Origin of the sequence: Allomuricauda sp. M10 (genome assembly GCF_020782875.1) — a bacterium.
Classification (GTDB): domain Bacteria; phylum Bacteroidota; class Bacteroidia; order Flavobacteriales; family Flavobacteriaceae; genus Flagellimonas.
Genome location: NZ_JAJGBN010000001.1, coordinates 632697 through 654592, shown reverse-complemented (window position 1 = coordinate 654592; position 21896 = coordinate 632697). Strand labels below are relative to the sequence as shown.

The window sequence follows — 21896 nt, the reverse complement described above, 5'->3', positions numbered from 1 at the left end:
AACTAAACCTCAATTAATCATAAGAAATTATGCTCCTTTATCCATTGGGCATTTAAGAAACAAAACCTTACTAAAATGAAAAAGTTTTCCATGCTTTTGGTTGCTCTTCTGAGCATCCCGATGCTTTATTCCCAAACCGACCTTCGTATTTATGACATCATCAACAATGTTTCGGCGGAACGGATTGAAAAAGATGTGACCACCTTGGTGAATTTCGGCACCAGACATACTTTGAGCGATACTATTTCTAAAACTCGTGGGATTGGTGCTGCCCGTCGATGGATCAAATCGGAATTTGAGAAAATCTCATCCGAATGTAGTGACTGTTTGGATGTGTTCTACCAAAAAAACTTGGTACCCAAAGGTGACAATGCCCGAATTGTACATGATGTTTGGGTAGTGAACGTGGTTGCGGTACAGAAAGGGACCAAATATCCCAACCGCTACATCATCATGAGTGGAGACATTGATTCCAGGGTCAGTGATCCGGCCAATTTCACTTCCGATTCTCCCGGTGCCAATGACAATGCCAGTGGTATGGCCGGAACTATTGAGGCTGCAAGAGTACTTTCCAAATATAAATTTGAAAGCAGCATCATTTATGTTGGCCTTTCCGGAGAGGAGCAGGGTCTTTACGGCGGAAAAGGATTGGCCGAATATGCCAAGGAAAAAGGATGGGACGTTGTGGGCATCCTCAACAACGATATGATTGGAAACATTACAGGAGTTGATGGCGTGGTGAGCAATGTCGATTTTCGCATTTTTTCAGAACCCGTACCTCCTACTGAAACCGAACAAGAACGAAATGCCCGCCGTTTTTATGGTGGTGAAGTAGATGGCATTTCGCGTCAATTGGCTCGATATGTTTACACCACTACCAAAACATACATGCCCGAGATGAACCCAATGATGGTCTACCGATTGGATCGTTTTGGTCGTGGAGGTCACCACAGACCTTTTAATGATGCAGGTTTTGCGGGTATTCGAATCATGGAAGCCCATGAAAATTACACCCAGCAACATCAGGATATCCGTGTGGAAGACGGCATCGCATATGGCGACAAGTTGGAGCACGTAAACTTTGGATATGCCAAAAAACTGACTGCGGTAAACGCCATCAATTTGGCCTCCATTGCTTGGGCCCCTGCCGCACCTACCACGGTGGAAATAGGCGGAATCGTAGAGCCCAATGCCAAATTGCGTTGGAGCAAGGTAGACGGTGCCGTTGGTTATAAAATTTATTGGCGAGATACCACTTCCCCAACTTGGGACAATGCCCGATTTGTGGGTAATGTGACCGAATTTGTTTTGAAGGGCATTGTGTTGGATAACTCCTTCTTCGGGGTTGCGGCAATTGGCAAGGACGGACACGAAAGTCCAGTGGTTTTCCCAAATAAAATATTTAGATAAAACATGAAATTCAGCAAATATCTCATCGCCATCAGCATTCTAGTGGTGGCCCATTACTCGGGCTCCGCCCAAAATTTCACAAGACAGGATACCCTTCGGGGCAGCATTACCCCTGAGCGGGAATGGTGGGACCTACACTATTACGATTTGAACGTTAAGGTTGATCCCAGTGAAAAGTTCCTTTCGGGCCATAACGTGGTTCGGTATAAAGTGTTGAAAGCTTCCAATGTGCTTCAGATTGATCTTCAGGAACCGATGAAAATTTCGACCATCACCCAAGAAGGCAAAAAATTGAAGTTTACTTCAGAAGGAAATGCACATTTCATTCACCTAAAGAAAAAGCAAGTTCCTGGTGATTTCAATGAAATCAAGATTGAATATTCCGGTCACCCAAAGGAAGCGGTTCGCGCCCCATGGGATGGTGGTTTTTCATGGAAAGAGGATGCTAACGGACAACCGTTTGTGGCCACATCTTGCCAAGGATTGGGGGCCAGTGTATGGTGGCCCAATAAAGATCATATGTATGACGAAGTGGACAGTATGCGTATCAGTGTCACCGTTCCAAAAGATCTGATGGATGTATCAAACGGTCGTTTGGAACGGGTGGAAGAAAATGGGGATTACAAGACCTATCATTGGTTTGTGGACAATCCCATCAACAACTATGGCGTAAATGTGAACATTGCCCGTTATGCGCATTTCCATGAAATCTACCAAGGAGAAAAAGGTCTATTGGACATGGATTTTTATGTGCTGCCCGAGAATTTGGAAAAAGCCAAGATGCAATTCACCCAGGCCGATATGATGCTGCGTGCCTTTGAACATTGGTTCGGCCCCTACCCTTTTTATGAAGACGGTTTTAAACTGGTAGAAGTGCCCTATCTGGGCATGGAACACCAAAGCTCCGTTACCTATGGCAACAAATATGCAAACGGGTATTTGGGTCGCGACCTTTCCGGAACAGGATGGGGATTGCTGTTCGATTTCATCATCATCCACGAATCGGGTCATGAGTGGTTTGCCAACAACATTACCTACAAAGACATTGCTGATATGTGGGTACACGAAGGCTTTACGGCCTATTCCGAAAATCTGTACCTTGATTATCATTTTGGCACTAAGGCGTCCGCAGAATATGTGATCGGTACGCGGGCGAATATTCGTAACGATAAACCTATTATTGGGCCATACGATGTCAACACCAGTGGCTCAGGTGACATGTACTACAAAGGCGCCAATATCCTGCATACCCTTCGACAATTGGTTGAGGATGATGAACTTTGGAGACGGATGCTACGCGGACTGAATGCAGATTTTTACCATCAAACCGTTACTTCTGCTCAGATTGAAAATTATTTGAGCGAAAAAAGCGACAAGGACCTTTCGGCATTTTTCAACCAATACTTGCGCACCACCATGGTTCCAAAGTTGGAATACAAAATCGAAGGTGATGAAATGACGTATCGATATACCAACATTGTGGAAGATTTTGATATGCCCATTCGCGTTTTTGTGGAAGATAAAGAACATTGGATCTTTCCTAATGCCGAATGGAAAACAGAGAAATTGGAAGGTTCTGAATTGGTCATCGATAAGAACTTTTACATAGACACCGAAAAACGTTGATTTGGACGAACTGAACGAGCATTACTTTTCTTCCGATGCCGAATGGCGCGAATGGTTGCATGAAAACCATCAAACGACGGATGGAATACACCTCATCTTTTATGCAGTGGATCATCATATGGATAGTATGCGTTGGGAAGAAGCAGTACGAGTGGCATTGTGTTACGGTTGGATCGATAGCACCGTAAAAAGTTTGGGCGATGGAAAACGACGTCAGTATTTCTGTCCCAGAAAGCCCAAAAGCACCTGGAGCAAGGTCAATAAAGACCACATAGAGGAATTGATGGCAGAAGAACTCATGCACCAAAGTGGTCTGGATGCCATTCAATTGGCGAAGGAAAATGGGTCATGGTCCGTGCTTGACGATGTTGAAAATGGTGTGGTCCCCGAAGATCTTCAAAAGGCTTTCAAAAAGAACAAGAAAGCCTATCAGAACTTTCAAGGGTTTACCCGCGGACAACGAAAAAGTTACCTGTATTGGTTGAACCAAGCCAAACGGGAAGATACCCGTCAAAAAAGAATCGAAGAAATCATCTCCCTATCGGAGCAAAACATTAAATCCAGAAATACGTGGTAATGAAAGAAAATATAAAATTTTGGCTATTTAGTTTAGTGCTGATCTTTTTGGCCTCATGTCAGACTAAAACAGCAAAACACCATGCAGATATTGCCATAACCAATGCAAATGTCATCGACCTTGAAACTGGGGACATTGCCCCAAAAGACCTATACCTTTCCGAAGGAAAGATACAGGCCATATTGGAAGCTGGTGCCAAAAGTGATTTTGCAGCCGATACCACCGTCGATGCCTCTGGAAAATATGTATTGCCCGGCTTTTGGGACAACCACATCCATTTAAGGGGCGGCGATTCCTTGATTGCCAACAACAAGAATTTCCTGAAACTCTTCATTACCAATGGGATCACCACCGTGCGGGATGCCGGTGGGGACTTGACCCATTCGGTCATGGACTGGAAACAACAAATTGCTGACGAGAAATTGGTAGGTCCCACCATTTTTACGGCCGGACCTAAAATTGATGGTCCCAATTCCACTTGGGCAGGTTCCTTGGAAGTGGAAACCGATGAGGATATCGTTCACGCGTTTGATTCCTTGGAGAAACTTAAGGTCGATTTTGTAAAAATCTACGATAGCCGAATTTCTGGGGAAAATTATCTGAAATCCATCCAAGAGGCAAAAAAAAGAGGGTTTACCGTATCGGGACATATGCCTTTTACGGTCACTTTGGATGAAACTGTTGCTGCCGGAATGGACGGCATTGAACACCTATACTACATCATGAAAGGCTGCGCCAGCAACGAAACGGAGATAACCGAAAAATTGAAAAGTGGTGAAATGGGCTTTTGGGGAGCCATGCCAGCTTTGATGGGCGCATACTCGGACAGTACGGCCCAAGCCACCTTCAAAACCTTAATAGACAACAATGTCTTTGTAGTGCCGACCCTTCATATTGGCAAGACTTTGAGCTATTTGGATGAAGTGGGTCACAGCAATGACCTTTATTTAAAATTCATGGGAAAAGGACTTATCAAAACCTATGAAGGTCGTATCCGTGGCGCTTTAACTGCTTCCGAAGAGGCTAGAAAAAGTAGAAAAGAGCTGGATACCTTCTTTGGGCATTTGGCCAAGTCGTTAAATGATGCAGGAGTACAACTTTTGGCCGGATCGGATAGTGGAGCCTTCAATTCCTATACCTACCCAGGAATTTCATTGCATGGGGAACTGCAGGCGATGGTTGAAAATGGTATTTCTCCTTTGGAGGCACTTCGGACCTCAGCCCATAATGGAGCCAAATTTTTAGGGCAAACCGATAGATACGGGAGCATTTCAGAAGGAAAAGTATCCGATTTGGTGATTTTGGATGCCAATCCGTTGGAAAATATCGAAAATACCCAACACATATATTCTGTCATCAAAGGGACACAAGTGTTTTCCAAAGAGCAATTGAACACCCTTTTGGATGAAGCCGTAATGCCATAAAACAAGTACCATGATGAACAAATTTCTTTCAATCCGCACCTGCCTCCTACTACTGCTACTTTGGATGACCACATCAATACAGGCACAGACCTTATTGGTCCCGGATCGGGTATTTGATGGGGAAGGGATGCATTCAGATTGGGTAGTGGCCGTAGTGGAAAACAAAATTGTGTATTCAGGGCCAGAAAATGGGTTAAAACGTGCCAATTCTTATACAAGAATCAATTTGGATGGGACCACTTTAATGCCAGGAATCATTGAGGGCCATTCCCATGTCCTTTTGCACCCCTACAATGAAACCGAATGGAACGATCAGGTATTGAAGGAATCCCCGACCGAAAGGGCCATTCGCGGAGTGGTCCATGCCAAAAATTCGTTGATGGCCGGGGTCACTACTATGCGCGACTTGGGTTCCGAAGGTGCTGGGTATACCGATGTCTATCTTAAGAAAACCATAGATGACGGCATCATTCCCGGTCCGCGATTGTTGGTTGCCGGACCCGCCATTGTGGCGACTGGGGCCTATGGGCCAAAAGGGTTTCATGATGGGGTAACGGTACCCCTTGGTGCAGTTCCTGTGAGTGGAAGGGACGAAGCGATCAAGGAGGTCCGCACTCAAATGGGCAATGGCGCCAATCTTATTAAAATATATGTCGATTATCGCTGGGGAAAAGGTGAACCCTCCCAACCTACTTTTCTGCAAGAAGAAATTGATGCCATGGTAGCCACGGCAACCACGGCAGGTCGTTATGTAGTGGCCCATGCCGGGACAGTTGAAGGCATGCGACGTGCCATAATGGGTGGCGTGGAAACCATTGAACACGGTGATGGTGGTACCGCAGAAATCTTTGCCCTGATGAAAGAAAAAAACGTAGCTCTCTGCCCTACCCTGGCGGCAGGTGATGCCACGGAACAGTATAAAGGTTGGAAAAAAGGCACCGAACCTGACACGGACCGCATCATTCAAAAGAAAAAATCTTTTAAACTGGCACTGGAATCCGGTGTGGACATTGTCTTTGGAGGCGACGTGGGGGTCTTTCCACATGGCGAAAATTACAGGGAAATGGAACTTATGGTCGAGTACGGAATGGAGCCCATTAAGGTATTACAGGCGGCTACTTCCGTAAATGCAAGGGTTTTGCATTTGGAAGGATTAGGGACTCTTCAAAATGGCTTTTTGGCCGATATCATTGCCGTGGAAGGCGACCCCTCCCAAAATATAAAGCAAATGGAAAAGGTCCGGTTTGTGATGAAGGATGGGGTCATCTATAAAAATGATTGATAAAGTGGATTTTACCTATTCGCTTCAACTCATCGAAGTAAATCCATTAACATCTTTTTAAGAAATCAGGCTAGGCTTTTTGGTATCTTTAAGCGACTAATTAACGACCAAAAATGAAAAAGCCTCTTTTCCTGTTGGTGCTTATGGCATCGACTTCACTTTTTTCCCAAGATAAAAAGGATGATACCAAGTGGGATGTTGCTAATCCCGAGGGTGAATTTAACTTTAAGGAACATCAATTTACCACAGATGAGGGTACATGGATGAACCTGGATGTAAGTCCAGATGGAAAAACGATTGTATTCGACCTTTTGGGTGATATCTATTCTATGCCTATAACCGGAGGAAAAGCAAAGGCCTTGCGAACCGGGATTCCTTTTGAGGTGCAACCCCATTTTAGTCCCGATGGCAAAAAAATTGCTTTTACCAGCGATGCTGGCGGCGGGGACAATATTTGGGTGATGGATGCCGATGGTTCCAATGCCAAACAAGTTACCGAAGAGAATTTTAGGTTATTGAACAATTCCTACTGGTTACCCGATGGCAACTACTTGGTGGCCCGAAAACACTTTACCTCAGGACGTTCACTAGGTGCCGGGGAAATTTGGCAGTACCACATCACGGGAGGTTCAGGGATACAATTGACCAAAAGAAAGAACGACCAGCAAGATGTGAACGAACCCGTAATTTCCCTGGACGGCAAATATTTGTATTACAGTGAAGATGTGTATCCAGGAGGCTATTTTCAGTACAACAAAGACCCCAACTCACAGATTTATGTCATCAAAAGATATGATTTTGAAACAGGAGAAACCACTACCGTTACTGGAGGTCCAGGAGGTGCTGCAAGGCCACAAATTTCACACGATGGCAAAACCCTTGCTTTTATAAAACGCGTCCGAACCAAAACGGTTCTCTTTCTTCACAATTTGGAAACAGGTGAAGAGTGGCCCCTTTTTGATGATTTAAGCAAAGACCAGCAAGAGGCTTGGGCTATTTTTGGGGTGTACCCCAACTTTAGTTGGATGCCCAATGACCAGGAAATCGTTTTTTGGAACAAAGGTAAGATCTTCAAAATCGACATTAACTCGTTGGCAGTAACCAATATCCCATATACTGTCGATGCCAAGATTCAAATTGCGGAAACCCTGCATGTGAATTCACTAGCGGCACCTGACCAATTTACAGCCAAAGTGATTCGGCATGCGGTTACCTCTCCTGACCAAAAAACGTTGGTTTTTAATGCGTTGGGGCACATTTGGGCAAAGAAATTGCCCAATGGAAAACCTACCCGTTTGACCAAAGGGGAAGATTTTGAGTTTGAACCTGCCTTTTCACCTGATGGAAATACGATTGCCTTTGTTACCTGGAACGATGAAAACTTGGGAGCTATTTATAAAATTCCAGTTTCTGGTGGAACGATGACCAAACTCACAGCAGAGAAAGGCATTTACAGAACTCCTTCCTTTAGTCCTGACGGAAAGACAATTGCCTATCAAAAAGAATCAGGCAACAATGACCAAGGCCGAGTTTTTACCAATAAATCGGGAATCTATACCATGAATGCCGATGGCACAAATGCCAAGTGGATACTGGAGGATGGGGAATATCCCGTTTACACCAAAGATGGTAAACGTATTTTCTACCAAACGGGAGGTACCTATTTTGGGAACCTGACCAAATCGCTGAAATCCGTTGATTTGAATGGGAAAGATGAAAGAACCCATATCAAATCCAAATACGCCAACCGATTGGTCCCCAGCCCAGACAACAACTGGATTGCCTTCACCATTTTACACAAGGCCTACATTGCACCTTTGGTGCTCAATGGTCAGGAGGTAGACCTTGATAACAATTCCAAAGCGGTTCCTGTTTCGCAAATTTCCAAAGATGCCGGTATCAACCTGCATTGGTCCAGCGATAGCCAGAAGATTTTTTGGACTTTGGGAGAGGATTATTTTCAAAACGACATTAAGGACAGGTTCACCTTTTTGCCCGGTTCCCCAGAAAAAGTGGCCAAAATGGACAGTGTCGGCATCAAGGTGGGGTTGGTATCCAAAACCTACAAACCTTCGGGAAGGATTGCCTTCACCAATGCCCGAATCATCACCATGGAAGGTGACGAGGTCATTGAGAACGGTACCATTGTCGTCAATGAAAACCGTATTGAATATTTGGGTAAATCGGATGAAATCAATGTACCTTCCAACGCAAAAGTGTACGATGTTGCCGGCAAGACCATCATGCCTGGCATAGTGGATGCCCATGCCCACGTGGGAGGTTTTAGATATGGATTGACCACCCAGAAACATTGGCAACTCTATGCAAATTTGGCCTTTGGGGTCACTACTTCACACGATCCATCTGCCAATACGGAATCTATTTTTGCCATGTCCGAACTCATCAAAAATGGTGACATGATCGGTCCTAGATTGTATTCCACAGGTATTATCCTTTATGGTGCCGATGGGGATTTTAAGGCCGTGATCAATAATTTGGACGATGCTCGATCTGCCATCCGTAGAACCAAGGCATTTGGAGCCCATTCCGTAAAAAGTTACAACCAACCCCGAAGGGAGCAACGGCAACAGATCGTGCAAGCAGCAAGGGAATTGGGTATCAATGTGGTACCGGAAGGTGGTTCAACCTTTTACACCAACATGTCCATGGTCATGGACGGACACACAGGAGTGGAACACAACATTCCAGTAGCCCCCGTTTATAAAGATGTGACCGAGCTTTGGAAAACCAGTAATTCGGGCTATACCCCTACCCTTATTGTTAACTATGGAGGGCCCAGTGGAGAATACTACTTCTACCAAAAAGACAATGTTTGGGAAAATGAAAAATTGTTGAAATATACCCCAAGGGAAATCATCGATTCCCGTGCAAGGTTCCGTACCATGGTGCCTGATGAGGAATATGAAAACGGCCATATCCTTGTTTCCAAAACGGTAACCAATCTAGCTCACGAAGGGGTGAAAGTAAATTTGGGAGCCCATGGACAGCTTCAGGGACTTGGTGCGCATTGGGAACTTTGGATGTTGCAGCAAGGCGGGATGACGAATATGGAAGCCCTGCATGCCGCAACCATTAACGGAGCCAAATATATCGGTGCCGGGAATGACATCGGCTCCTTGAAGGTGGGAAAACTGGCAGACCTTATTGTGTTGGACAAAAATCCATTGGAAGATATTAGAAATTCGGAATCCGTGAAATACACCATGGTTAATGGCCGCTTATTTGATACAGAAACCATGGACGAAATTGGAAATACAGAAACAAAACGCACCAAATTCTGGTGGGAAAACAACAAATACAATACAGCATTCCCCTGGCATGAAGAAGCGCATAGCTTTACAACACCCGGTTGCGGATGCCTTATCGGCCACAATTGATATCATAGACCCTTGATTCCTATAAATTAGGAAGTGTACATATCATCAATGTAAATAAACAAAACATGAAAAAAATTATAGCCATTGCCGCCATAGCCCTGATATGGAGCTGTAAAAAGGAGGAGAAAACACCTTCCATAGCGGAAACCATGAAAACCTATACCATTGGCCAAATGATGGACAATGAGGCTATTGGTGGTGGAAGTTTTTCCCCTGACAAAAGCAAGTTGTTGATCTCTAGCAACCGCTCGGGCATCTACAACATGTACACTATTCCATCTACCGGAGGTGAAATGGTACCAGTAACCCAATCGGATAGTTCTTCCGTGTATTCCATTTCCTATTTTCCAAAGGATGAGAGGATGCTTTTCCGAATGGATAATAACGGGGATGAGATTTTCCACATTTTCGTCATGGAAACCGATGGCACACATAAAGACCTTACCCCTGAAGAAGGTGCCCGCTCCCTGTTTTACCAATGGTCACAGGACAGGGCCTCTTTCTTTTACGGTTCCAACAAAAGGGACAAACGCTTTATGGATCTTTACGAAATGGATTTGGGAACCATGGAACCTAAATTGGTCTATCAAAATGAGGATGGGTATGATGTCAGCGCCATTTCACCCGATAAAAAATTTGTTTCCTTGAGCAAATCCATCAATACTAACGATAGCGACCTCTTCCTTTATAATTTGGAAACCAAGGAATTGACCAAAATCAACGAAACCCAAAGTGGCAATAGTGGCCAAGATTTTTCCCATGATGGTTCGGCTTTTTATTACACTACGGACGATGGCAGCGAGTTTGCCTATTTGATGAAGTACAAAATGGAGGACGGGTCCCATGAAAAAGCCATGGCCCGTGACTGGGACATCGTCGGGAGCTATTTCACCCACAATGGAACCTATCAGGTTACCTATATCAATGAAGACGCTAAGAGCACCATTGAGGTCATGGAAGTGGCCACAGGAAAAAACATTGACTTGCCAACTGTGGAAAACATGGAAATCACCAGCGTAAGTTTTTCGGATGATGAAACCATGATGCGATTTTATGCTGGGGGATCCTTTACCCCTTCCAATTTGTATGTGTACAATTTGGAAACCAAGGAACAAACGAAATTGACCGATGTACTAAATCCTGAAATCCAAGCACAGGATTTGGTCAAGGCAGAAGTGATTCGCTTCAAATCCTTTGACGGACTTGAAATTCCGGCCATTTATTACAAACCCCATCAAGCATCGACTGAAAATCCAGTGCCGGCCTTGGTTTGGGTACACGGAGGCCCGGGAGGCCAATCTACCCAAAATTTCAGTGCCTTTATCCAGTATTTAGTGAACCACGGGTATGCGGTATTGGCCGTGAACAACCGTGGCAGTAGTGGATATGGCAAATCTTTCTATCAAATGGACGACCTGAACCACGGTGACAAAGACCTTAAGGATTGTGTGGAAGGCAAAAATTGGCTGGCACAACAACCGGGCATCGATGGGGAAAAAATTGGGATCATTGGTGGTTCCTACGGGGGTTACATGACCATGGCCGCCCTTACGTATGCCCCAGAAGAATTTGATGTAGGCGTGAACCTATTTGGGGTCACCAACTGGATCAGGACCTTGAAAAGTATTCCGCCTTGGTGGGAATCATTCAAGGATGCCCTTTATAAAGAATTGGGCGATCCCTATAGTGCCGATTCCGTTCGGTTGAAGCAGATTTCACCCTTATTTCATACCGATAAGGTGACCAAGCCGTTGATCGTATTACAAGGATCCCAAGACCCAAGGGTGCTTCAGGCCGAGTCGGACGAAATTGTGGCAGGGGTACGCAAAAATGGTGCTCCCGTGGAATACGTACTGTTTGAAGACGAAGGCCATGGGTTTGTGAAAAAAGAAAACCAGATTACCGCTTACAGTAAAATATTGGAATTTTTGGATGTGTACCTCAAAGGTGAAGGAGAGGAAGGTACACCCATTAAAGATGGAAATTTATGATTAAAAAAATAATGGTTTTTATGTTCTTGTTCGGTTGCTTGGCTGCAAAGGCCCAGCAACCGGGAGAGGACAAGCTCGGCGCATGGTACATGTATTTTGGGACCAACAAGGTTTCTGAAAAGTTCAGTATCCATACCGAAGCCCAAATTCGATTATATGAGACCACTTCTAACTTTAACCAACTGTTACTACGTACCGGACTGAATTATCACATCAATCCAGATGCGATTGCCACGATGGGTTATGGATATATCGGCACCGATAATACCTTTTTTGAATTTCCGGAGGAAGTGGATAGTAAGGAACATCGGATTTTTGAGCAATTTATTCTAAAGAATAAAGTCTGGGAATTTCTATTTGAGCACCGCTACCGTTTGGAGCAACGCTTTTTGGATTTAGGCGACGTAACGGACACCCAACACAGGGCCCGATATCGACTGCAGATGACCCTGCCGCTAACGGACACCTTCTTTCTCAATTTTTATGATGAACTGTTCATCAATCTCCAGGATGACCTTTTTGGACAAAACAGGTTGTATGGTGCAGTTGGCGTAAACATCACCGAAAACAGTAGTCTTCAAATTGGATACATGCGAAACCAGTTTGCCAATGCGGTGTATGACAGGCTTCAGGTGGCTTTTTTCTTTAATCCGGATTTGAGGGGGTTGTTCAAGAAAAAGTGAAGTCGATATAATGCAAAAGGAAAATCCAAAGTGGTCTATCCATTATGGATTCAGCGTTTGGCAATACTATTTCACCCACCAACTTTATATTGCTAAAATTGTGTTATTGACCCCTATTTGATTGATACCTGCCCAAATAATAAGTACCTTAGTACTGAACCTAAAAAATTTCAAAATGAAAAAAATACAAGTAGCAGCTTTGGCGCTACTCATGGTAACGGCCTTTAGCTGCAAACAAGCCAGCAAGGAAGAGCAAAAAACTGAAGAAGCGGTTGCAACTTACAGTATCGTACAAGATTCTACCAATGTCCGTTTTACCGCCTACAAAACCACTGAAAAGAAACCGGTTGGAGGTACTTTTAAAGAAGTGGAACTTAGTTACGAAGGTGGCGAGACCCCAATGGAAACTATTAATGGCATGCAATTCACGATTCCCGTAAACAGTCTATTCACGAACGATACCACCAATACCCGGGACCCCAAGATCATCCATTTTTTCTTTGACAAAATGATGGAAACCCAATCCATAAAAGGGACCTTCGCTTTTGATGCAAATCAAAAATGTTCGGTTAAATTGACCATGAACGGAATGACCGCAGACCTGCCCATGACCTATGTGATTTCTGATGATGGCCATGTAAATTTCTCGGGGACCATGGACCTTAAAAACTGGAACGCATTGGATGCGCTTGCTTCTTTGAACAAAGCCTGCGAGGTTTTACACACAGGACCTGATGGCGTGAGCAAGACTTGGGAAGATGTTGCCATCAATGCAACCGTATTCCTGAAAAAAATGTAGTCGATCTGGTGCTTCCAGCGAAACATATATCTCAAGGACAAAAGGCTGCAATCGATGCAGCCTTTTTTCATATCTTACCTATATCAATCTCGAATCAAATGGAAAACATAAAGGAATATCCGAACGGAGAAATCTCGGTAGTATGGAAAGCGGAACTCTGTCAACATGCCGGCATCTGCGTGAAAATGCTTCCCAAGGTCTATAATCCTAAGGCAAGACCCTGGATAACCGTGGAAAATGCCACCACCGCTGAATTAAAGGAACAGATCTCAAAATGTCCTTCAGGAGCTTTAACCTATTATGAGTTGAAAGCATGAGCACCGAACACAATCATATTTTAGAAGACAATATCGATGCCAAACAGTTTCAATTTGTATTGGAAAAGGGTATTGCCAAAATCGAATACATCAAGGCAAAAGAAAAAATCTACCTTACCCATACCGAGGTACCCCAGGCCTATGAGGGCAAGGGTATAGGATCGGAACTCATCCGTCAGACCTTGGAACACATCAAAAAAGAAGGCTGGACCCTCATCCCCCTTTGTCCCTTTGTGGCCATGTACATCAAACGCCATCCCGAATGGAAAGAATTGGTTCTTAAGGGCATCAACATTGCATAACCTTTCAGTTTTCATATCTTTAGCCAACTAGCTATGGAATTGGACAGCCTCATACAGCAATTTCAAAAAAAGGACAAGACTGCTTTTGCTACCTTGTACCAAATGTATGCGGACAATATATGTGGGGTGATCAATGTAATTTTAAAGGATCCTGAAAGATCACAGGAGCTTTGCCATGATGTTTTCATCAAGATTTGGGAAAAATCAGACCAGTACGACACATCCAAAGGTCGATTTTTCACTTGGATCATCAACATAGCCAGGAATACCGCGATCGACGAACTGCGTTCAAAATCACATAAAAATCAAAAGAAAAACCTCTCCGTTGAAACTCTCGTAGGTATATATGAAAATAGTGAGGATTTGAACGGCAAAATAGATACCATTGGCCTGCAGTCCCTTTTAAAGGGACTTAAGGACAAGTGCATCCTTTTGATAGATTTGCTTTATTTTAAAGGATTTACACAAAAAGAGGTGGCAAAAGAGTTGAAAACTCCCATTGGCACTATAAAAACTAGGTTAAGGAGCTGTATTTCCGAAATCAGGAAAAACATGGCATGAGCATGGAGGTTGATAAATACATAGCATCAGGAATTTTGGAACTCTATGTTGCAGGCGCACTAACGCCTGAGCAAAATTTGGAGGTGCAGCACTATGCGCTTCAATATCCTGAGATTCAGAAGGAAATTGAAGCTATTGAACTTGCCATTTTGAAACTTACTGCCTCTGTTTCCCCAAAAATGCCCGAGAACGGTTTTGAAAAAATAAAAGCCGAATTGAACAATACCATTCAATTCACCCCTGTGCAATCTAAAAGGAAGGCGCTATGGACCCCTTATTTGGGGTGGGCCGCCTCTATCATTTTGGCCATTGGCCTGTTCTGGCTCTATTCTGAAAACCGAAACCTAAAATCGGAAATCGAAATTTCTAGTCAAGATAAATTGAGGTTGGAAGAAACCTTGTCCAATACCCAAGAGGCCATTGTTCGCAAAGAGTCCCTTTTAGAACAATTGAGGGATCAAAACGTAACGGTCATTACATTGGGCGGTCAAACTGTTTCGCCCTCTTCCTATGCAAAAGCCTATTGGAACAGGGAAGATAGCAAGGTCATCATAGATGCCCAAGGCCTTCCGGAACCCCCTGCAGGTTACACCTATCAAGTATGGTCGCTAAAATTGGACCCGCTTACCCCTACCAGTATTGGTCTATTGAATGATTTTTCAGGTGAAAACGATAAATTGTTCGTATTGGAAAACCCCAATACTTCCGAAGCATTTGGCATCACCCTGGAACCCGATGGTGGCAGCGAATCTCCCACCCTGGAACAACTCTACACTTTGGGGGCAGTTGGAAGATAAAAAGAAAGCGGTCGGGAATATTCCCGACCGCTTTTGGCATTCAAAATTGACCTAAAAAAACAACTTATAGTTTTAAACCCACTCCAAATCCGAATATCCATGGGTTAATGTCCACATCCGCGTCAACTGTGGCACCAAGTGCGGTGGTAGCATCAACGGTTGCGGTAGTGTTCAGGAATAGCTTTTTTACATCAAAATTTAAAAACCATTTATCGTTCAGCATGTAGTCAAAGCCACCTTGAAGAGCAAACCCAACAGCGGTATCGTACTCTACATCATCGGCAACGGGTCCTTCGTCCACTCCATAAAAAAGCGTCAGATTTATCCCTGCACCCAAATAAGGAACAAAATTGCCTCCGGTAAAATGATATTGCCCGGTCAAGGTAGGAGGCAAAAGCCACACACTTCCCAAATCAATATTCCCTGCTGCGGTGTCTACAGCCTCCACATCGTGTTTTGTGGTGCCCAAAATCAATTCGGCAGACCAGTTCTCATCAAAAAAATAGGTGATATCAAACTCTGGGACAACAGCAGTAGATATGGACACATCCCCGCCAATGGCCTCAATATCGGCACTTTCATCCGGGGAAACCACAATGCCCCTCAATCTAAATTGCCATTTGCTAAAATCGGTTGTTGGTGTGTCTTGGGACATCATCAAATTTGAAAACCCCAATAGTGTTGCCACTGCTAAAAGTATTGTCTTTCTCATTGTAGAATATTTAAGATGTGACAAAACTACCAAGTGGAATATTCCAAGAATATGATGTTTATCATTGGCCAGTTTTCAGAGAAAACACTTTTCAAACCAATCTCATGGAATTAGAATGGAATCCAGAAAACAGGCCTATAAAATCAAGAAAGAACCTCTAAAACCATTTTTTCCTTTTAAAGATGATGACGGAGATGACAGTGACAATCAACATAAGGCCAAGGAGGATAAAATAGCCGTACGGCCATTTCAATTCAGGAATATTGTCAAAATTCATTCCATAGATGCCCGCCATAAACGTCAATGGTATAAAGATGACGGAAAATATGGTCAGGGTCTTCATCACTTCGTTGAGGCGATGTCCCTGAACGCTGAAAAAGAGGTTGATCTGGCTTTCCAGTTCCATGATATCGGAATCGATGTCGTTGATCAAGCCACCGATTTGCTCCCTAAGCTCACTGAAATATTTATTATGAAAGCCTTTTACCTTGACCCTTTCCAATTTGATTACGATGTCCCTGATACCGTGGGAAGCCCTTTTAAACTCGTTGATCATTGCCTTTTTTTGCTCCACCTCGAACATAAACTCAGGCGTTGGCTCTTGTTTGATAATGGCATCCAAGGTATTGTTCATCAAAACCAGTTCCTCATATTTCTCCTTGTAATTGGATATCAGGGTTTCCAGGATGAAGAACAAAAGATAATCTGCCTTCTTTTTACGGATGATGCCCTTGTTTTCAAAAATCCGGTTTCGGATCCAATCAAAATGATCGCCCCATTTTTCCTGTATGCACCAAACAAAATCCTTTGCCACAATAAAAAACATCTGTTCGGATTCCAAATTATGGTGTTCTGTTTTCACGATCCGGGCCGCTACAAACAACTGTTCCTCCAATTCGATGACCTTGTTGCCCATCTTTTGGTTAAGAAGCAATCTGAGCAAGAAATCATCAAGATCATTGCCACTCACCATGGTCCGGAACTCATCCATAAATTCCAATCCATAGGTATTCACCCAAGTGATCGAGTTGTCCCCTTTGCATAGTTTGGTGTCTTCTGTGAGAGAAAATTTGCGATTGTAATAGCCTTCTGGGGAGTAGTTGATGACCCACGTATTTTTTTCAAATTCTGTTTCCATCATAGTATAAGTGAAACGGGTTATTTGTAGTTTAGACCATAAGTTAATCCAAATTTACAAGAACTCCCCATGATAGACCCAATGTCCTTTAAGACCGAAATTTTGCTCACCGTAATTCACCTGGTGATCATCCTCACGCTCAACACATTAAGCAGAAGAGCTATTAGAAGATATGGGAAGACCAGTTCCATTGACATGAACAGTAGAAAAATAATTTTCTACCTGAGTAACCTGTTGTTCTATATCTTGGCCTTTGTGGGTATTTCCTTGATCTGGGGTGTTAACCTGAAGGATTTTTCGCTTTTCCTTTCCTCCATACTTGCCATTGTGGGTATCGGTTTTGTAGCGCAATGGTCTATACTTTCCAACCTGACCGCCAGTGTGATCTTGTTTTTTAGCCATCCTTTACGACTTGGTGACCGTATACGGGTCATGGACAAGGATTTTGATTGGACCGGCAAAGTGGAGGACATCAGCGGATTTTATCTTTTTATGCGGACAGATGATGGTAGACGTATCACCATCCCCACGAACCTGGTCATCCAAAAGGGTATTGAGATATTGAAACAGGATGAAGAAACTTCCTCAATTGAAGAAAATCCATCATAGCGAACGCCATGGAAATTACCATGGCGCCTGCTAAACAACAACCAAGCACAGATCAATCAAATCTCTGCACCACCATCAATTTTCTTCCTTACAATCCAACAATCTGGGATTCCATTAGCGGTCCAAGTTCATATACGGACCCCATAAGTTCTTTTTTTAAGGCTTCTACTTTTTGGAATTTTCCATTTGCCTTGTAAATTTCTGCTGCCCTATAAAGTATGGCAGGCTCAAAAGTTTCGTTTGCAATATGGTCTTCGACCAATTCAAGGGCTTTTTCTTTCTCCCCTTTTTTAAGTAAACTGTATGCCAACCATCCATACGATTCTGGAGTGGGCCTGTTCCTAACTTCCTCTTGTGCCATGTCTAAAGCTTTCTCTTTAAAATCTAGATTCAAGTAAAAATCAACGGTGTAAGCATTGTACATATCCCCATATTTTTTATTCAACACAAGTCTATAAAAGTCGTCAAGTGCCTGAACATGAGTCATGTCATCTTCCAAATATGAAGCCACTTCTGCTTTTAATAGATAATATTCCGGGGATTTGTTTTTGTGGATGATGGAATCCAAAATCCTAAGAGCTTCATGTCCATTCCGTTCGTGGGAATAGACAATCCAAGCTATTCCTTTTTTGGCGTGGGCGCTGTATGGATCGAGTTCCAAGGTTTTGAGATAGAGGTTGTAGGATTCTTCAATGCGTCCGGCATGACCATAATAATCGGCCAAATTGGAATAGGACCATAATAACAGACCCCTATTTTTTGATGATTCGGCTTTTTGCTTTGCTTTTTCCATAAACCGAATAGCGGTATCCAAATCACCTTTATGGTCGTTCCATTTGGCAACACGTATCAAATATCCAAAATCGGACATGTTCTGGGTACTGTCCAGATATTGTTTGGCCAGATCGTAATTGCCCAATTCCATTTGAAGATCGAACAAAAGAGATTGGGATTCTTTGACGCCGCTATCAAAACTCCTAGCTCTGGTTGCTAAATCCAATGCTTCCCTAAATCTGTGTTGGGAAATATAATTACGGGCCAATGCCCTTAAATAACCTGCTTTGCCAACCGCCGCTACCTCAACTGCCTTTTTTAATGACCGTTCCGCCTTTTTCAGAAACTCAATATCTCCCGTTCCTTTAAAAAAGCGATCATACTCACCTGAAACGTTGACAAGACTTAGTACTTGTAAGCTGTCAGGTTTGATCTTATTATTCCAAAGCTCAAAATATTTGGAGGTTGGTTCCATACTGTTTTGGGCCAAATACCGATCATAATCCAATCGTTTGGTTTTAAACCCAACTTCCTGATCACAGGACATTAAATAAAATGAAGCAATGATCAAGGCTATATTTTTCAAATGAATATTTTTCATGGTGTTGTTGTTTTAAAAAAGGAGGGGATTGCTCCCCTCCCTCTTCCCTTTCATAGCAATTACTCAGGAGCTCCCAAATAGGGGAACATTGTTGATATGGTGGCGGTCAATGAAACGCCGTCAGAGGTAAGCCTTGGTAGATCGGCCATGCCATCATCATCTAAATCTTGCCCACTAAAGCGATTTCCTTCCATCCCGCCAAAGAACAGGATCAACGACACATCAATAATATCGTCACTGGGTCGTCTTCCCGTCAAGGCCACTTCATCACCATCCGGCACAAGGATCCGTCCATCATTGTCAAAGTCAGTACCAGGATCAAAATAGGTAGTTGGTAGATTTGGTGCCACTTCCAAAACATCGGCTGCCAAAACAGTGGTCAAAGTAGCCGCATCCAACCCAAGAATGTTGTTTTCATAATTCACATCGGCGGGATCCAATCCCAATTTTATGGCATACACATCATGGTACTGTTCCAACCGTGCTTGAAATCCAGCTTGGAACGCAGCGGTCATTTCTGAGGGAATTGTTGTATTATGCGCATCCTTGATACTGGGTTGCCCTTCCATATCATAACTTAGGGTGGTATTGATCCCTGGTCTTCCCAAATGATCAACTTGGACAAAAGTTCCTGAAAAGTCTACGCTCATATCATCATCCATCATGTCGTCATACATATAGGAATTATCATTGTCACTGCATCCCAATAAAATTGAACCCAACACAACAGCTGTCAAGTAATTTAAATATCTAAGTTTCATACCTTTCATGATTTATTGTTTTTATTAGTTGTTACCCAAGTTTTATATACCGAAAGTCCCAACGCATTGGTGGCAGTGGGTGTACCAAGCATGCTATTGGGAATTTCCACTATGATAGACATGGTATTGGCCCCGTCGAAGGTATCAGCTGCCTCCCCTGCGGGAAGGAATCCGCCAGGTGCAGAATCCAGTTCAGGTGAAATGACCGCATTGAACTGAAAAAAATCAAAGAAAAAGGGATCTTGTCTAGGACCGGCAAAAAGGGAAACTCCACTATCTGTGGTCTCCATAATTGCAGTTGAACCTGAAATTTCCACATCTCCCAATGGCGAATCTGTGTTGATCATACTTGAAAGTCCTGTTTGTGATGGGGTCGTTGGTCCAAAAAAGTACATCCTTCCATTTCTAGCAATGGCTTGGATAACCCTATCTTCAACCAGGTCGCCATCCAAATCAATATTGATTTCGGTCAACACCTCCTCATCAAAGGTTCCATATGCCAAATCTGGCAAGACATTGGATTGCAAGTCAACAACAAATACGGTGTTATTGGAACCTTCCGTTGGTTCAAATGCATAAAAATCGGCAATATCCGCAGTGGTTCCAGCCGATGAAGGAGCATCGATGTGGTCCGCTGCTACCAAGGCGGCAAGAACCACAACTAAGCCAGATAAACCTAAAGTAAATTTGAATGATTGTTTCATAATGATGTAAGTTTTAAGTTTCATACACCCCTACCTACGGAACCTTTTGTAGAGTGGTTTGGTTTTTTCTGTTAAAAAAATCTTAACCTAATTTTCATGGTCCTACAAGGAAATCATCCTAAGAATGTCCTATATTTTGTTTTACTTTGACCCGCAAATTTGGATCAATGAACCCCTCTGCCTCCGGATGGATCAATAAGTTTGGTCACTTGGTTGACCAGGAGTCCTCTCCCTATGAGAACTTTGAAAGCCTATACCAAGACCTAAAAGAACATGGTTTTATTTATGGGGTCCACCTTGGCATACCCTCCTTTCTTGAGGTGGAACACATCCTTAGTGAAGATGAAATTGCCAAGATTAACCTCCTTACCGCCCTTTATTTCACCTATACTTTTGAAAAGGGAAAAACAGATTTTACCCTTTTTGTGGATACCGTTTTTGCTTATTACCAATCGTTGGAAGTGGGAAGGATTTCATTCCTGAACAAGATTTTGACCGGTACCAAAACCGAGGCACAATTGGAAAAATTAATCGATTCACGGATCTACTTGAGTGGCAATACCTTCAACCGTGCCTTTGGAAATAGCTTGACCAATTCTTTGCTCTATGTTGATGTGTTGATCTTCATGATCTACCTCCAAGGTAAAATGAATGTGAAACAACACGGCCAACTTTTGGAATATGTCACGATCAACATTGCTTACCATGCATTGAACTCAAAAGAGGAACATGAAACCGATGCAAAACTCATCCAATTATTAGGTTCATCTTTGAGTTTTGTAGACCTCGACAAGGCAAAATTTGATGGCTCGTATCTTGACCTTTTGGATCAAAATTTCAACGCTTTTGAGAAGGATTATTTTTTGGATATGGCCTGCTTGACCATATGGGAAGATAAGTCAATTGACTATACCGAATCGGACTATATTTTTGGTCTTGGAAAGAACCTTGGGAAGACCGAAAAAGAGGTGCGAATCGAGCTCGATTTTGTGATGGATTTCTTCGAAAAAAATCGAGAAAAAATCGCCTATTTGAACGACAAAAATTTGGCCGTCCAATTCTATGAAGGGATGTCCAAAAACGTAAGCAAACTCATTTTGAGAAACAGCAAAAGACTCAAAAAAGAACTTGCCGAAAGTAGGGAATTGGTCGCACTTTTATCCAAATCTACCGTAAAAGATCTGAGTGCCGAAGAGAAGAAAAAAGTACAAAACCAACTGCTCGACATATTTAAAAGCATTCCTTCCTTGGCCATTTTTATGTTGCCCGGCGGAGCAGTTCTCCTGCCCATTTTCATCAAGCTTATCCCCAAACTGCTTCCATCTGCTTTTGACGACAACAGAATAGAGGAAAACTAGTGTTTTTCACTCAAAAAAGCCACTATAAGAAAAACTTATAGTGGCTTTTTTAATTTTATATTTATACTGATT

Annotated in this window: 20 protein-coding genes; 15 read left to right on the top strand and 5 right to left on the bottom strand. The window is 43.1% G+C overall.

Translation table 11 applies throughout. The features are described 5' to 3' along the window. Window positions 1–75: 75 nt before the first annotated feature. The 13 genes from LKX84_RS03060 to LKX84_RS03000 all read left to right on the top strand — a co-directional run bounded on the left by LKX84_RS03060 (window position 76) and on the right by LKX84_RS03000 (window position 15167). Entirely contained in the window at window positions 76–1410 is a 1335-nt protein-coding gene (locus LKX84_RS03060; RefSeq protein WP_228235644.1) for a M28 family metallopeptidase, read from the top strand. A 3-nt stretch (window positions 1411–1413) separates the two neighbouring features. Then, entirely contained in the window at window positions 1414–3036 is a 1623-nt protein-coding gene (locus tag LKX84_RS03055) for a M1 family metallopeptidase (RefSeq protein WP_228235643.1), read from the top strand. A gap of 1 nt (window position 3037) precedes the next feature. Continuing rightward, complete coding sequence (locus LKX84_RS03050; RefSeq protein WP_228235642.1) at window positions 3038–3613, top strand: YdeI/OmpD-associated family protein; 576 nt, start codon at window positions 3038–3040, stop codon at window positions 3611–3613. Continuing rightward, window positions 3613–5037, top strand: a complete 1425-nt coding sequence (locus LKX84_RS03045; protein WP_228235641.1) for an amidohydrolase family protein — start codon at window positions 3613–3615, stop codon at window positions 5035–5037. Before LKX84_RS03050 ends, LKX84_RS03045 begins: the two co-directional genes overlap by 1 nt. A 10-nt stretch (window positions 5038–5047) precedes the next feature. Then, complete coding sequence (locus LKX84_RS03040; RefSeq protein WP_228235640.1) at window positions 5048–6319, top strand: metal-dependent hydrolase family protein; 1272 nt, start codon at window positions 5048–5050, stop codon at window positions 6317–6319. A 113-nt stretch (window positions 6320–6432) separates the two neighbouring features. Next, entirely contained in the window at window positions 6433–9717 is a 3285-nt protein-coding gene (locus LKX84_RS03035; protein ID WP_228235639.1) for an amidohydrolase family protein, read from the top strand. 65 nt (window positions 9718–9782) lie between these two features. Continuing rightward, on the top strand, window positions 9783–11708 hold the full coding sequence (locus tag LKX84_RS03030; protein ID WP_228235638.1) for a S9 family peptidase: 1926 nt from the start codon (window positions 9783–9785) through the stop codon (window positions 11706–11708). Further along, the gene (locus LKX84_RS03025) at window positions 11705–12391 is read left to right on the top strand and encodes a DUF2490 domain-containing protein (RefSeq protein ID WP_228235637.1); all 687 of its coding nucleotides are present in this window, start codon (window positions 11705–11707) and stop codon (window positions 12389–12391) included. Before LKX84_RS03030 ends, LKX84_RS03025 begins: the two co-directional genes overlap by 4 nt. A gap of 175 nt (window positions 12392–12566) precedes the next feature. Then, the gene (locus tag LKX84_RS03020) at window positions 12567–13190 is read left to right on the top strand and encodes a YceI family protein (RefSeq protein ID WP_228235636.1); all 624 of its coding nucleotides are present in this window, start codon (window positions 12567–12569) and stop codon (window positions 13188–13190) included. Window positions 13191–13288: 98 nt separating this feature from the next. Beyond that, window positions 13289–13507, top strand: coding sequence for a (4Fe-4S)-binding protein (locus LKX84_RS03015; RefSeq protein ID WP_228235635.1), 219 nt, complete (start codon window positions 13289–13291; stop codon window positions 13505–13507). Further along, window positions 13504–13809 (top strand): GNAT family N-acetyltransferase, encoded by a 306-nt coding sequence (locus LKX84_RS03010; RefSeq protein ID WP_228235634.1) that lies wholly within the window; start codon window positions 13504–13506, stop codon window positions 13807–13809. The genes LKX84_RS03015 and LKX84_RS03010 overlap by 4 nt, the downstream gene beginning before the upstream one ends. A 33-nt stretch (window positions 13810–13842) precedes the next feature. Then, window positions 13843–14370, top strand: a complete 528-nt coding sequence (locus LKX84_RS03005) for an RNA polymerase sigma factor (RefSeq protein WP_228235633.1) — start codon at window positions 13843–13845, stop codon at window positions 14368–14370. After that, a complete protein-coding gene (locus LKX84_RS03000; RefSeq protein ID WP_317206453.1) occupies window positions 14367–15167 on the top strand; it encodes an anti-sigma factor in 801 nt (266 codons plus the stop codon). Before LKX84_RS03005 ends, LKX84_RS03000 begins: the two co-directional genes overlap by 4 nt. Before the next feature lie 64 nt (window positions 15168–15231). Here LKX84_RS03000 and LKX84_RS02995 read toward each other — a convergent pair whose 3' ends face one another. Together LKX84_RS02995 and LKX84_RS02990 are read right to left on the bottom strand one after the other, a co-directional pair. Then, window positions 15232–15879 (bottom strand): OmpW/AlkL family protein, encoded by a 648-nt coding sequence (locus LKX84_RS02995; RefSeq protein WP_228235632.1) that lies wholly within the window; start codon window positions 15877–15879, stop codon window positions 15232–15234. Window positions 15880–16036: 157 nt separating this feature from the next. Continuing rightward, the gene (locus LKX84_RS02990) at window positions 16037–17020 is read right to left on the bottom strand and encodes a CorA family divalent cation transporter (RefSeq protein ID WP_228235631.1); all 984 of its coding nucleotides are present in this window, start codon (window positions 17018–17020) and stop codon (window positions 16037–16039) included. Between the two features lie 66 nt (window positions 17021–17086). Between LKX84_RS02990 and LKX84_RS02985 the strand changes: the two genes are divergently transcribed. Then, on the top strand, window positions 17087–17626 hold the full coding sequence (locus LKX84_RS02985) for a mechanosensitive ion channel family protein (protein ID WP_228235630.1): 540 nt from the start codon (window positions 17087–17089) through the stop codon (window positions 17624–17626). Window positions 17627–17714: 88 nt separating this feature from the next. Here LKX84_RS02985 and LKX84_RS02980 read toward each other — a convergent pair whose 3' ends face one another. From LKX84_RS02980 to LKX84_RS17920, 3 genes are read right to left on the bottom strand one after another with little or no spacing between them, the layout of a single operon-like run. Beyond that, entirely contained in the window at window positions 17715–19001 is a 1287-nt protein-coding gene (locus tag LKX84_RS02980) for a tetratricopeptide repeat protein (RefSeq protein WP_228235629.1), read from the bottom strand. Window positions 19002–19060: 59 nt separating this feature from the next. Next, entirely contained in the window at window positions 19061–19762 is a 702-nt protein-coding gene (locus tag LKX84_RS17925) for a DUF4331 family protein (RefSeq protein WP_262909055.1), read from the bottom strand. A gap of 5 nt (window positions 19763–19767) precedes the next feature. Further along, window positions 19768–20466 (bottom strand): DUF4331 domain-containing protein, encoded by a 699-nt coding sequence (locus LKX84_RS17920; RefSeq protein WP_262909054.1) that lies wholly within the window; start codon window positions 20464–20466, stop codon window positions 19768–19770. 167 nt (window positions 20467–20633) lie between these two features. Between LKX84_RS17920 and LKX84_RS02970 the strand changes: the two genes are divergently transcribed. After that, a complete protein-coding gene (locus LKX84_RS02970; RefSeq protein WP_228235628.1) occupies window positions 20634–21824 on the top strand; it encodes an LETM1-related biofilm-associated protein in 1191 nt (396 codons plus the stop codon). The last annotated feature ends 72 nt before the right edge of the window (window positions 21825–21896 follow it).

Excerpts from the sequence above, each read along its gene's own strand:
- LKX84_RS17925 (WP_262909055.1), bottom strand. The coding sequence starts at position 19,762 with ATGAAACTTAGATATTTAAATTACTTGACAGCTGTTGTGTTGGGTTCA.
- LKX84_RS03020 (WP_228235636.1), top strand. The coding sequence starts at position 12,567 with ATGAAAAAAATACAAGTAGCAGCTTTGGCGCTACTCATGGTAACGGCC.
- LKX84_RS03000 (WP_317206453.1), top strand. The coding sequence starts at position 14,367 with ATGAGCATGGAGGTTGATAAATACATAGCATCAGGAATTTTGGAACTC.
- LKX84_RS03025 (WP_228235637.1), top strand. The coding sequence starts at position 11,705 with ATGATTAAAAAAATAATGGTTTTTATGTTCTTGTTCGGTTGCTTGGCT.
- LKX84_RS17920 (WP_262909054.1), bottom strand. The coding sequence starts at position 20,466 with ATGAAACAATCATTCAAATTTACTTTAGGTTTATCTGGCTTAGTTGTG.
- LKX84_RS03040 (WP_228235640.1), top strand. The coding sequence starts at position 5,048 with ATGATGAACAAATTTCTTTCAATCCGCACCTGCCTCCTACTACTGCTA.
- LKX84_RS02970 (WP_228235628.1), top strand. The coding sequence starts at position 20,634 with ATGAACCCCTCTGCCTCCGGATGGATCAATAAGTTTGGTCACTTGGTT.
- LKX84_RS03045 (WP_228235641.1), top strand. The coding sequence starts at position 3,613 with ATGAAAGAAAATATAAAATTTTGGCTATTTAGTTTAGTGCTGATCTTT.
- LKX84_RS02995 (WP_228235632.1), bottom strand. The coding sequence starts at position 15,879 with ATGAGAAAGACAATACTTTTAGCAGTGGCAACACTATTGGGGTTTTCA.
- LKX84_RS02985 (WP_228235630.1), top strand. The coding sequence starts at position 17,087 with ATGATAGACCCAATGTCCTTTAAGACCGAAATTTTGCTCACCGTAATT.
- LKX84_RS03035 (WP_228235639.1), top strand. The coding sequence starts at position 6,433 with ATGAAAAAGCCTCTTTTCCTGTTGGTGCTTATGGCATCGACTTCACTT.
- LKX84_RS03055 (WP_228235643.1), top strand. The coding sequence starts at position 1,414 with ATGAAATTCAGCAAATATCTCATCGCCATCAGCATTCTAGTGGTGGCC.
- LKX84_RS03010 (WP_228235634.1), top strand. The coding sequence starts at position 13,504 with ATGAGCACCGAACACAATCATATTTTAGAAGACAATATCGATGCCAAA.
- LKX84_RS02990 (WP_228235631.1), bottom strand. The coding sequence starts at position 17,020 with ATGATGGAAACAGAATTTGAAAAAAATACGTGGGTCATCAACTACTCC.
- LKX84_RS02980 (WP_228235629.1), bottom strand. The coding sequence starts at position 19,001 with ATGAAAAATATTCATTTGAAAAATATAGCCTTGATCATTGCTTCATTT.
- LKX84_RS03015 (WP_228235635.1), top strand. The coding sequence starts at position 13,289 with ATGGAAAACATAAAGGAATATCCGAACGGAGAAATCTCGGTAGTATGG.
- LKX84_RS03005 (WP_228235633.1), top strand. The coding sequence starts at position 13,843 with ATGGAATTGGACAGCCTCATACAGCAATTTCAAAAAAAGGACAAGACT.
- LKX84_RS03060 (WP_228235644.1), top strand. The coding sequence starts at position 76 with ATGAAAAAGTTTTCCATGCTTTTGGTTGCTCTTCTGAGCATCCCGATG.
- LKX84_RS03030 (WP_228235638.1), top strand. The coding sequence starts at position 9,783 with ATGAAAAAAATTATAGCCATTGCCGCCATAGCCCTGATATGGAGCTGT.